General features: G+C 36.9%; 9 protein-coding genes. 1 reads left to right on the top strand and 8 read right to left on the bottom strand.

Annotated elements, in window-relative coordinates:
• Positions 1-30 precede the first annotated feature (30 nt).
• From AB3I12_RS00215 to AB3I12_RS00200, 4 genes are all read right to left on the bottom strand, one after another.
• Positions 31-642, bottom strand: coding sequence for a hypothetical protein (locus AB3I12_RS00215; protein WP_231105501.1), 612 nt, complete (start codon positions 640-642; stop codon positions 31-33).
• 227 nt (positions 643-869) lie between these two features.
• Entirely contained in the window at positions 870-1,622 is a 753-nt protein-coding gene (locus AB3I12_RS00210; RefSeq protein ID WP_010718916.1) for a restriction endonuclease, read from the bottom strand.
• A gap of 643 nt (positions 1,623-2,265) precedes the next feature.
• Positions 2,266-3,636, bottom strand: coding sequence for an MFS transporter (locus tag AB3I12_RS00205; RefSeq protein ID WP_063627229.1), 1,371 nt, complete (start codon positions 3,634-3,636; stop codon positions 2,266-2,268).
• Between the two features lie 167 nt (positions 3,637-3,803).
• Positions 3,804-4,334, bottom strand: a complete 531-nt coding sequence (locus AB3I12_RS00200; protein ID WP_063627230.1) for a PadR family transcriptional regulator — start codon at positions 4,332-4,334, stop codon at positions 3,804-3,806.
• 274 nt (positions 4,335-4,608) lie between these two features.
• Between AB3I12_RS00200 and AB3I12_RS00195 the strand changes: the two genes are divergently transcribed.
• The gene (locus tag AB3I12_RS00195) at positions 4,609-4,986 is read left to right on the top strand and encodes a YccF domain-containing protein (RefSeq protein WP_010718913.1); all 378 of its coding nucleotides are present in this window, start codon (positions 4,609-4,611) and stop codon (positions 4,984-4,986) included.
• A gap of 175 nt (positions 4,987-5,161) precedes the next feature.
• On the opposite strand, the gene AB3I12_RS00190 is transcribed toward AB3I12_RS00195, so the two are convergent.
• The 4 genes from AB3I12_RS00190 to AB3I12_RS00175 are packed head-to-tail and all read right to left on the bottom strand — an operon-like array spanning position 5,162 to position 12,863.
• A complete protein-coding gene (locus AB3I12_RS00190; RefSeq protein WP_231105502.1) occupies positions 5,162-6,220 on the bottom strand; it encodes a family 20 glycosylhydrolase in 1,059 nt (352 codons plus the stop codon).
• Positions 6,221-6,237: 17 nt separating this feature from the next.
• Complete coding sequence (locus AB3I12_RS00185; RefSeq protein WP_063627232.1) at positions 6,238-7,590, bottom strand: alpha-L-fucosidase; 1,353 nt, start codon at positions 7,588-7,590, stop codon at positions 6,238-6,240.
• Positions 7,559-9,796, bottom strand: coding sequence for a glycoside hydrolase family 3 N-terminal domain-containing protein (locus AB3I12_RS00180; protein ID WP_063627233.1), 2,238 nt, complete (start codon positions 9,794-9,796; stop codon positions 7,559-7,561). The genes AB3I12_RS00185 and AB3I12_RS00180 overlap by 32 nt, the downstream gene beginning before the upstream one ends.
• Positions 9,789-12,863, bottom strand: a complete 3,075-nt coding sequence (locus AB3I12_RS00175) for a glycoside hydrolase family 38 C-terminal domain-containing protein (RefSeq protein WP_063627234.1) — start codon at positions 12,861-12,863, stop codon at positions 9,789-9,791. The genes AB3I12_RS00180 and AB3I12_RS00175 overlap by 8 nt, the downstream gene beginning before the upstream one ends.
• Positions 12,864-12,918: the final 55 nt, after the last annotated feature.

Here is a 12,918-nt window from a genome sequence, read left to right as displayed (position 1 = left end):
TACATGAACAAGCATATAATAATCTTCAACTTAAAGGCTTTTTACTAATATAAATAAATTATTCGATTTAAAAATCCCAAAAATGAATGTCAGTGGAAAAAGACTGATTAGAAAAGTACTAAAATTTATACTGCCTTTCTCAAAAAAATTTTGGATGAGATAGATTGTAATGGGAAAACACAAAGCTACGATAAAGTTTTGGTAAATACTTAACATACTGGTTCCGTGGTTTTCTTTCTTTTTGATCAAGTATTCCACATCAAAAATCAATTGATTGATACTTCGTTCGTCGAGCATTCTTTCGGCTTTTCGTTTATATAAATAATTATGGTATTTTTTAGGACGACCATGCTTTGTTCGATATCTTTTATAGTAACAGAATAACAGAAACGCAGTCGCCACGATGAATTGGTAAAAGATTGTTTCAATATTATTATAAGCATGAGTATTTCCAGTTAAATATAAAAAACTACTACCCAAAATAACTAGAATAAATAACGTATTAATCCATAGGCTAAGAACATATAAAAACAGATAAAAGGGTTTGATTACCCACATGTTTCTGAATGAACTTGCTTCTCGATAGATATCCGTATAAAATTTCATTGCTTCAATTTGCTTTACTTTGAGTATTTTTGTCATTTATCCATTCTAGAGTCCTTTCTTAATCACTTGTTTGAACTGTTTATTCTTTCTATTGAAAAATTGACGGGGAATTATTCCCAAGTATGGCTGCATCACATATTTTTTGTGGATTTTTTAAACTATAACGCTGTCTTAGCGTCCATAGTATTGACTAGCATTCAATCGAAGTATCACTGTATTAGTATATGTAGAGATTTTGGAAAAAGAATCGCTGACTAATGTAATCATTCCGTTGTGTTGAACTTTTCTGTATGACCACAATGTAAGGAACATGCTTTAAATAGATGGCCGGTTTTTCCATTCCGACAATTAATTATGATTCCTTCGCTACATTTGGGGCATATTTTTATACCCATTGGCAAAGAATTTAAAAGCTGAAATTTTAGCATCGTATCTGGTATGATTTGATTTAATAATTGTAATAACCCGTAGCGATCATACCACTCGATTTCTTTTGCTTTTTCATTTTGTTCAATTTCTTCATAGACCTGTTGATAAAAAAATGAAGTGGTGATAAACATTTTTTTATCCCAATTTTTATTTGAAATTCCTGAAAAATTAGTGATATCTTTACGTCCAATCAGTGTCGGTGTGGGTTTTGCGTTTAAGCGATTGGATTTTGCTTGTACCGCGATCCGCTTTTTTTCTTTCGTCAAAATTAAATCGACACCTCCATCTCCCACATACTTACGATGATCTTTGACATAACTTTTCTTCGTTATCTCAACCCCGTATCCTGCTAATCGGAAAGCTGCTGCTAAAAATTGCTCAAAATGTTCTCCTTGCCTCACTCGATCATCTTGGCTACTACCGAAATCTTTATCCATGTCACTTAAAAAGTCGATTACGATCTTCTCATCTTTCTTTTGCACAAAAGACGTTTTTCTTATTTCTAAGTATTGTTTGGAAACCACTTCTTGAGCGCTGCTTTCCAGTTGATTGGCTTCTTTGAATTTTTGTAAGAATTTAAAAACCATTATTTTCTCCTCTCGCTTATCGTTCTGACAATTACATTGTAAATCAATAACAAGAGTATTAATTTGTTATATAATAAAAATTTTTAAATAATTTTTATTAAAAGAATCAATTCGTTGATACTTCGCTTATTAGAACTATTGTGAAGATTACAGATTTTTTTAGGCGTTCTCGTTGATTATCATTGGTTTGAATTATCGTTTACTGGGTGACATTCCTCTCCTATACTCAAAGAAACTTTATCAAAAAGGCTCGATTATATTTTAAGGAAAGCTAACTTGTGTCCGAGTCACACAAAGGATTTTTCCTATTTGGAAAGATTGGATTGTTACTTGTTCTTGTGTTGATCAAAAAATCAGAATAGTCATTCAGAGTTTTTAGCCAATTACTTAAAACAATTGCTTGTACTGACTCGCTAATCTATGATCCTTGATTTGCTTATTGGTAATAGAGTTGGCGTTTGTTTGAATCGAAGTGTCGTTATTCAACTTACTACCAATGTGGCTTTTCGATAAAACGCTACATAAACTAGCCCCTCGCTCAATCAAGTCAGCGAAGGACTAGTTTTTTAGTAGATTTTTGATTGTAAAGTACCCTTAGTACAAATCTTTCTTCAATAAATCTACCTGTCTACTATATTTAGATTTATTTCTTCATTGTCGCTATGCCCATTGTTTGTGGGATTTTTAGGATTTCAATGATTGGCAGAAGCATTAGCGCCCCTAAAACAGCAAAACCTAGGCTATAAGCCAGTGGGATCGACAATTGGATTTCCAATAAATGAATCACCAACGTAATAAATGATACCCCTAATCCTTGAGCTAAAGATTGGACAACTGTATTCAATGTATTGGCGCTATTGCGTTCTTGTGGTGGAATTTCTGATAAACTTAATCCCATAAACGCTGTGAGTGCGAGCGAGCGTCCGATTCCTGAGGCAAAAGCTAGTAACATAATAATCGCTGGAAACGTGGTTGATTCAATGAAAACTAAACAGAAAGAACTACTCAAAATCATGAGGAATGACGCAATCAATGCCCCTTTGTAGTTAAGTGAGCGAATAATCGATGTCGTGAAGGGTTTGATCCCAATATTTCCAATAAAAATGAAAATAACATAACTTCCTGCAACGACTGCTGACCAATGAAAAATATTTTGTAAATAGATCGTCAACAAGTATGGCATCGCTCCGACAGATAACCATAGGATTGCCCCACTGGTTTGGCCAATTCTAAAAGAAGTCTTTGAAAGAGCCTTTAATGAAAATAAGGGGTGTTCGACTTTATTTAAATGTTGATATGTGAACAAAAGAAATATTATTCCACTCACGATACACACAATTCCTGCTATCTCAAATGAAAGACCGTCTCGTGAAGATAATTCTGCACCGACTACCAGTAAGGTGGATGCCGTTGCCATTTCCACAAAACCGAGCCAATCAAATTTATTTTTGATCAGGTCTTGGTCTGACGGAATCAATGAATATCCTAGAATCAAGATCGACATACCGATTGGCAAATTGATCAAAAAAATCCAATGCCAACTTAAATAGGTAATGATTGCTCCACCCATTATAGGAGCGATCGCAGGTGCGATTAATGCTGGCCAAACAAGATAACTCGTCATTTTTAATAGTTGGTCGACTGGCGTTTTTTCAAAAACGATCAATCGTGCAGTAGGTGTCATCAACGCTCCAGAGAAACCTTGCAACATTCGCATTCCTAAAAGAACCCCAAAACTAGGCGCAAGGGCGCTCCCTAATGAACTAATGGTAAATAGGAAAACAGCCAGAAGCCAGATTTTTTTCTTACCAAAATAATTGGCTAACCAGCCACTCATTGGGATAAAAATCGCCACTGTGACTAAATACGCACTGATTAAAAGTGAGATTTGTGACATACTTGTTGAAAAAGTGGTCGCCATTTTGGGTAAAGCTGTTGTAACAATCGTACCATCTAATATTTCCATAAATAAACTCATTGCCATTACTAAGGCAATTTTGATTTGTTGAGACATGCTCATTCCTCCATCCATCGTCCTTAATATATCTTTTAGATATATATTTTTTTGTATAAAAGAGACTGTAACTAATATAAAGTTACAGTATCGTTGCTTTTTTATGACGTTTTAAAATCGACCTGATGTTAAGAACTGTCACGTTTTGTTCTACACCATGATCATGCTTATTCTTCCACATAAGGCAGTTCTGATAGAAAATCTTCTGCCCACTGGATTGCTAACTGGGCTTTTCCAAGTAATAATTCTAACTTTTTAGTCGCATACCAATGATCAATTTTTTTTACTTCGTCTAGTTTTTTTAAATAGCCCTTGATTTCGTCAACCGTGATTTGTTTTTCACGTATGTAGACCATTAACAATTCTTTTTGTTCGTCTAATGAGAGATGTTGCATCGAATCGAGTTTGATTAAATAAATTTCTTCTGTATGAGCGCCACTGGGAACGTCTTGTTTCATTAATTCAAAAAATCGTTGACGTCCTTTATCAGTAATACTGGCAGTCTTTTGTGTACGGCCTTCTTCATTAACAGTAATAGTGACTAAGCCATTTTTTGCCAACTTGTCTAACAATGGGTATAAAACACCAAAACTGACTTTGCGATTTTTGCCTAAAGAAGCCTGCATTGCATTTCTTAAGTGATAACCATTTTGTGGTGATTCCATCAATTCTCCTAGAACAAACAGTTCATTCATCATGTTTCTTCCTCCTTATCTATCTTTTAGATACAAGAATGATATATCTAAAAGATGCATAAGTCAATCACTTTTCTTTATTAAGGTAATTAAGCAAACCCACTTTGCCATTCACATTCTTTCTGTTCTTAGTTCACCATTAAATAACTATTTTTATATATAATTAATATTAAAAAACATTTATTCAAAACAAAAAACACATAATTAAATAACTTTAATAAAGGAACTCTAAGAACCATTACATGGTATAATGGGAAAAAATTTAGTAGGTGTTAAAATGAGAATGTTAGGAAACTTGATTTGGTTTATTTTTGGAGGCTGTATCGGTGGGATTGGTTGGTTTTTAGCAGGAGTCATTTGGTGTATAACGATCATTGGTATTCCAATCGGGTTACAATGTTTTAAGCTGGCAACTCTTAGCTTTTTCCCATTTGGTAAAGAAGTGATTTATAGCGATAGTGGGACTTCTTTAATTATCAATATCATCTGGTTGATTATCAGTGGACTCCCATTAGCGATTGCCCACGTGATTAGTGGTCTTATACTCTATATTACGATCATTGGTATTCCATTTGGTAAACAGTCGTTTAAATTAGCTAAATTAGCGTTGATGCCTTTTGGTACGAGAATCGTTCTAACCAGATCTTATTATTGATTAGATAGTTAAGAACCTGGTAACAATTTCTAGATCTAAAAAAGCCGAAGAATGTCAAAAAAGAAACAATTTTTGAAATCTTCGGCTTTTTTGTTTGGACAACTTTTAAGAAACACCAGGATCAATTATTGAAGACAACATCAACTATAGATTCACCTCTTTGATCACTGATTGTTCATATTGTTTCGTGCCAGATGATTTGCTGTTGTGCAGCTAATGGTTCTTTAATCATTGTTAAGACTTCATTCTCAGTCAAAGCATCAGGGTAGTCACTCCAGATGGCAAAATAGGCACCTTGTACTTTTTTCATTTGTTCGTTTGTTAATCGTTGGTTTTCAGGAAATTGATTAATCGTCCAGTGGTCTTGAATCTTTTGAGCTGTAGGATATTTATAACTGGCACCTTCTCCTAAAACAAAATAGAAAAATTGATCGTTGACATTGATCAATCGATGGTCACGAGTGAGAAATTCCCCCGCAGTCGCCATTGTTGCTTGATGTTTCGTCCAATACGTAATTTGAATAGAAGGTTTTAATTTACTTTTCATGAGCAGTCCTTTTTTATAGACACCATCATTCCAAATTCTAGCTTTTTTACCTAATGTTTCGACATAGTCTGCTAACTCATTGATGTAGTCGATGAAAACATCATACTGACGAGTTGGGTCGTGGTATTCAGCGATTGCTTGTGCTTTTAATGCAGGATATTTGTCCAACTCTGAAAATTCAATGTATTCATCTGCCCCTAAATGGAAATAATCGGAACGATGAAATAACTCTGCATATTCTTTTATCATCTTTTTGATCATGGCGACCGCATCTTTTTTGGTGATATCAAGGGCTCGATTAGTGGGAAAAATCAAAGAATCCTCGCCTTTTCGCTCCATTTGCCATTGTGGATAGATTGCCAACAACCGTTGCAAATGGCCAGGACTATCAAACTCTGGAATCACAGAGATCCCCTTTTGCTCCGCATAATCAATCAATTTTGTCATTTCCTGTTTCGTCAAAAATTTTTCTGATGTGATTTCTGGAATTGTTTCGCATTCCAACCGAAATCCTTCATTATCAGAAAAGTGAAGTTGCAAAGCATTCATTTTCAATGAAGCCATGTAGTCTACAAGTTTTTTCAGAAAATCCATTGAATAAAATTTACGTCCAATATCTAAAATCACGCCACGCTCTTTTAAAGAAGGTGCTTTTGTAACAGATATTGGCTTGTTTGATTCATTCATCAAGTAGCATCCACTCCTTATTCTGCCATTAGTTGCCAACAACCAATGCCCTCTATCGTTTTTCCTGGTACTAAAGTTTCTGATCCCATTACCTGATTTTTTTCAGACAGTTCTTGAATGGTAAAGTTTCTATAATCCAATCCTACCTCAGACAGCAATAAAGATGAAGCGTTTTCTTTATAAAAAAAGTAATAATCGCCATTTTTCTGGGTCACATACCAGCCTTCAGGGGAATCAAACGGTACTGCTCTTGTCTCATAGATTCCTTCGCCATATTTTTCCAACCAATCGCCTAGTCTTTCTAAAATCGCTACCGCTTCTGTAGGTAACTCTCCATTTGGTTTAGGTCCGATTCCTAGTAGTAGATTTCCTCCTTTTGCAACGATCTGGACGAATGATAGAATAACTTCTGCTACTTCTTTATATTCATCATTTGGCCAATAGCCCCAATTTTTGGTTAATGGGATATTGCTTTCCCATACTTTGACTGGTGGTTGTTCAGGTATTTTTCTTTCTGGTGTCACATAGTTCTCATAGGCCCCGCCAATGGTTCGATCGACAATCAAGAGATCTGGCTGAGAATGCCTGACTTCACTCGCTATTCTTTCCATATCGAGTTGTTCATTGCCCTGATTCACCCAGCCTCCATCTAACCATAAGATATCAAGTTGGCCATAATTTTGGCTAATTTCAGTGAGTTGATTCGTAACAAACCGATCATATTTCTGCCAGACTTCAGGCAACTCTTTTGGGTCATAATTTGCGTATCGCCCAGTCGCTTCTCTTTCTGGCAACCAATAATAAGAGCTATGCCAATCTGGTTTTGAATAATAAGCACCTGTCGCTAGTCCTTCCTTTCTAAAAGCGGTGACAACTGCCTTAAAAATATCTGCTTGAGGCGCTTTATGGTAGGGACATGTCGCTGCAGTTACTTTATAATCCGAATACTTTGTATCATACATTGTAAAGCCGTCATGATGTTTTGTTGTAAAAATCATGTAGCGAAAACCAGCTTGTCGGCACAGCTCTGCCCACTTAGTTGGTTCAAACTTATAAGGATTGAAACTATGGATCAACCCCCAATAATCTTCTCGTAATTCGACCATGTTCGTGCGCCAAGGTATTTTTCTTGCCCAGCTGTCTTCTTGTGACAATTGCCAAGACTCTACAATACCGGGAATACTATACAGCCCCCAATGAAAGATCACTCCCAGTTTTTGATCTTGAAACCAATCGAGTTTTTTTTGGATATTAGCGGGTAACTCCTGGTAATGATCTGTTTCGCTTTGATGGTTTTCGACAATGTCTTTTCGCAGCTTACGGTCTTCGTTTTCCTGTTCAACTGCGGATACACCATGTGCTTTTTTCATGATCATCAACCTTTCTAAATAATTGAATACTTTGTTTAAAGGTAACTGTTTCAACTGTCAAATGAACTTCTCTTGGCAATACTTCTTTAAACGTTTCATCTAAATAGTATAACTGTTCTTTTGTTAGGATAATTTCAATCATTCGTTCTTCCAATGGGGTTAGATGTACTTTTTTAAATACCAGCAATTCTTTTTCTCGTGGGGGAATAAAACCTTGTTGTTTTTTCCCGTAAATTTGAATCGTCTCTGCTCCACTATGATTACCTGTGTTTTTCAATCGACAAGAAACCTTAATCGAATGATCTTGATGATCGGTAAAGAGTACATCGGTCAATTCAAACGATGTATAGCTTAAGCCATAGCCAAAACGATAGATTGGCTTTTCAGGATAATCGGTATACGTTTCTTTAAATTGAGTATTTCGATAGTTATAATAAACGGGTAATTGACCTGAATGCTCGGGAATCGTAAACGCTAATCTACCATTCGGATTTTTCCCAAAAAGAACATTCGCGATCGCTTTTCCTCCGTATTGTCCTGGATAGCCAGCGAAAAGAATCGCTGAAACATGTGGTTCAATCGCTGAGATACTATGAGGTCGGCCTTCAATCAAAACGGCAATGACTGGTTTTCCATGTTTTGCTAATTCCTTGACTAGTTTAATTTGGCATTCCGGTAGTTCGATCGAGGCTAGGTCAATATTTTCCCCACTAGTCATTTCTTGTGATCCCTGTAATGCAGCGCCATTTTTAGCAAAAGCCGTTGAAAAATCTCTGGCACTGGACCCACCTAAAGTCACGACAATGACATCTGCATTTTCAGCTACTTGATTTGCTTCGTCTAGTCCTTGAGGTAGATCAGTTGTGATCTGACAGCCTTGAGCAAAAGCCAATTGGGTAGTTGAATTTGCCGTGTGCTCTTCGATCCCCTGCAATAGATTGCAACATGATGCTATTTTTTTAAAAGGCGTGTAATCACCTAATAGATGATAGATATTATTCGCATGAGGTCCTACAACTCCAATTTGATTTAATTTCTCTTTTTTCAAAGGTAATATATTGTCATTTTTCAACAATACTAGACTGTCTTCTGCCAAAGCTGTACACAACGTTTCTTTTTGTGCCGAAGTAAAAGAAACTTTCGGTGAACTTTGGCTAGAGAAAAGACCTAATTCGCTTTTCAACTCAAGAATTCTTAAAACAGAACGATCAATCACTTCTTCACTTACCAGCCCAATAGCCACTGCTTGTTCTAGATAAGGAAACACCTCGTCCCATAAGCTAAGATCAACTCCACTAGAGATGGCTTTGGCTGCAGCCATTGATGGATCGCCACAAGTTTCTGCCACTCGATCTAATGCACAACCATCGGCCATGACGATTCCAGAAAACCCGTATTCTTCTCGTAAAATTTCTTGTAACAAATGGGGATTCGTGTGACAAAACACACCATCAATATCGTTATACGCTGCCATACAGCCTTTTGCGCCAGCTTTAATTCCTGCTCGAATGGCGGGTAAATGGATTTCCCTTAACTCACGCTCTCCGATTGCCACTGGACCAGAATTATGTCCTCCCATGACGTTTCCTTGACCAGCCAAATGTTTTAACACAGCTTTAATTTTTTGTTCTTTTTGTAAACCAGTTACAGCTGCTTGGGTAAAGGCTGCTGTTAGATACGGATCTTCACTAAAACATTCTTCTGTTCTGCCCCAGCGTGGATCTCTTAATAGATCTAAAGTCGAAATCAGTCCAAGATGAGCCCCTTTTTCCTGTAACTCAGCAGCCACGACTTCTTGCAATTGTTGGTAAAGTTCTGGATTCCAACTACATCCCACTGAAAAATTCGTTGGCAAAGTGGTGGCTTCTAAGGCTTGATGCCCATGAGGACATTCTTCGGATAATAAGACCGGTATTTTTAAACGGGTCTCTTTTTTCATGTATTGTTGGATCATCTGACTGACTTCTTGTGCCTCACTGGTTGTTAATCCAGTCAGCTCATTTCTTTCAGACCAAGGATCGGCACGAAATACCCCATAAATGACACCGACCGTGCCATATTTTTTCACTTCATTTTTGAAATAGTCCGTCAAAAAAAGCTTTCCGTCTTTTTTTTCGTAGACTTGCCAGCCATACAATCGTTGATTCAATTGTCCAACTTTTTCTTTTAGTGTCATTTTTTGCAACAATTTTTGCAAATCACCCATCGTTCTGCTCCTTTAATTGGATTTTGAAGGTATGGATCTCGTAAGGTTTGAACACCACTGTTACCTCATGCTCACTGTCTAAAGCGACTGTTTCAATCGGATTTTCTAATAGATCGCAAATCTGTACATGTTGAATTGGCTGAGAAAATTTTAAGACCGTTGTTGTTTGGCGATTTTCAAATTCATAAGCCCGCATAATGATGGATCCATCCGTTTCAGCTTTCTTTAAGGTTTCCAGACAAATGTTTCGTTCTTGACAGTTCACCCACGAACCTTCTGGTAAAGTTTTCTGTTCTTGACGAACAGCCAAACAAGGGATATTTAATTGACGAGCTTCTTCTTGGGTCTTCGCTTCCTTCCACGTTTGAGCATGGCAATAAAGCGAGTAGGTGAACTGATGATTGCCTTGATCTGCTGTTTCATAAGGATCTGTGGCGGATTTGATCAATGAGACTCCTAAATGTTGGTATTGAGCATCAAAGCCATACTTTGAATCTGTCAATAATGAAATCCCATAGCCATCATCGGATAAATCGACCCATTTATGTCCACATACTTCAAACTTTGCTTTGTCCCACGAAGTATTTTTATGCGCCGGTCGTTGTAGATTGCCAAACTGGATATCATAAGTCGCTTGATAGGCATTGACAGGCACTGGAAACTCCGCTCGAAGGAGACTATGATTTTGCTGCCAATCAACCTTCGTTTCAAAATCGATTCGTGCTTTTCCGTGAATCAAATGGATGTATTGCGTAATAGTCGAATCATAAAACTTTCTAACGATTTTCAACGTATCCCGAATCGGACCTTGATCAACAATCAATGCTTCTTGAATATCGGTAATGATTGTTGGTTTATTTTTATAGTAAAAATCAATGTCCCATGCATCATAATTTAAAGGCAGATCTTCGTAAACCAGTAGTTCGTTCACTGCTTTCTTACCAGCGATTTCTCGTTGGTTCTTTTTATCGAATGCACTGATCATACGATAGTGTTCGTCGAATAAAAGACTAAAGTCTTGTGTCTCGTATTGCTTAGTTAAAGGAGTGGTTTCCGTTTTAGTCGTGACTTCACGATCTGATTTTACAATAGTGTAATAACTCCCACCGAGAGCAGGTAAATGATCGAATCGTCCTAAGAATTGTCCATCATACGTTTTTTGGCTGACAATCGACTGACCTTGATGTTCCAGACATTCTCCTGACTCCAGTGGTAATGGAACGATGACTTGTTCACTTACTCCGCTAGGGTTGAACAGATAAAGAAACTGTCCTGCATCGTGACTTGGCAACACTGTGTCAATTAATTGGTTCATTTCAGTGAAAAGTTCGTGATAATCAATATCTGTCTGATCATAAACTTCTTTGATTCCGCTTCCTGGAAGAATATCATGGAATTGATTTAACAATAATTGTTTCCATGATTTTTCCAACATTTCAGCTGGATATTTTTCTCGGGCAAAGATACTATATAATTTTTCAACTGTCTGTAATAACGTTTCACCAAATCGATTGTTGCGCTTGTTTTTCCCGATTGAGGTGTATGTTCCTCGATGGTATTCAAAATACAGTTCTCCGAGCCACTCTTTTTCCTGATGTTTGGTCATTTTTTCTGAGAGTTCTTCAAAAAAATCAATCGCTGTGCTTTCAATGACTTGGGGCATACTCGGCAAACCTTTTTTCATACGCTTCAACGTTTCCAACATGTCTCGTGTTGGTCCTCCACCACCGTCTCCATAACCGTAAGCGATCAAAATACTGTCATTGACATCCTTATCTAAGTAGCGTTCCCAACTTCCTTTCACCGTATAAGGATCGAGTAGTCCATTGTAAGTCGTATAGTAAGGTGTCGGGCTATAACCGTCACTGATTGTCGTAATAAAATGAGTTAGCGCTCGGCTACCATCGATTCCTTGCCAAAAAAAGCTGTCATAAGGAATCTGATTGAATTGATTCCAAGAAAGTTTTGTTGTCATGAAATAGGGCGTGTTTGTTTTTTTCAAAATTTGCGGTAAAGCTGCAGAATAACCAAAAACATCTGGTAACCACAAAATTTGACTTTCTTGACCAAACTCTTCGCGTATAAATTGTTTCCCATAAAGAAATTGACGGACCAATGATTCACCTGAAGCAAGATTACAATCTGCTTCTACCCACATAGCCCCTTCTGGAATCCACTTGCCTGCAACAATTTTTTCTTTGATTTTCTCATATAGTTGCGGATAGGTATCTTTGATCAATTGATACATTTGTGGTTGACTCTGAATGAAAGTCAGTTCATCATATTCCTCCATTAATTTCAATACAGTCGAAAAACTACGTTCTCCCTTTTCAACCGCCTGCATCACTGTCCATAACCAAGCCAAATCGATATGTGTATGACCAACAACCAAGGCACGAGGAGCATTTTTTACTAAGCCTGTTTGATAAAATGCACGTTCTAAGTGTTCTTTTGCTTTCATTAATCCTTGATAATATTCTGAGCTATAAGTTTTATAAAAATTCAATTGATCAACTACTTGTCCTAATTCTCTTTCATAATAGATATAATTCGAGTCATGCTCGTTTAGCGATCGCCAACTATCCAATATCACGAACAAATCGTAATAGAGTTCATAAGACAAAGGATCGATCAGCCTTAGCTCAACCGTCAAAGGATATTTTTTTTCCTCCCGACCTGAAAAAACCTCGATTTGCAATGGAATCCGATCTCTTGAGGCATATTCTTTGGGTAACCGCAAAGTCGTATGGTTAACATCTAACCCTTGGATCAGCTGATCATCAAAATACACTTTTATTTGAGGGTTTGTCGTTGAATCCCATTCAGTTAGTGAAGAAAAGATTGCTAAATCGACTGTTTGATTTTGAAATTCATTTGGTAAACAGAGTTCTCCTGCAATTGTATAGTACTGATTTTTTTCGCCAAAATAAGCACCTCTTTCAAATTCTTTTGTCCCCGTTTCAGAATGAAAAACTAAATTCTCAACAGGTATCGCAGTTTTGATCATGTTCTTTTTTAACTCTATGATGATTCGTTGCACACGTTCAAATTCTAGTAATTTTTTCACACTATTCCTCTTTTCTAGTGAAAAGCCAGGAAACAACTAAAAAAATTGAGCTCCT

This window comes from Enterococcus sp. C65 (assembly GCF_040887165.1).
Classification (GTDB): Bacteria; Bacillota; Bacilli; order Lactobacillales; family Enterococcaceae; genus Enterococcus_B; species Enterococcus_B hirae.
This window is presented reverse-complemented; position numbering and strand designations above follow the sequence as displayed.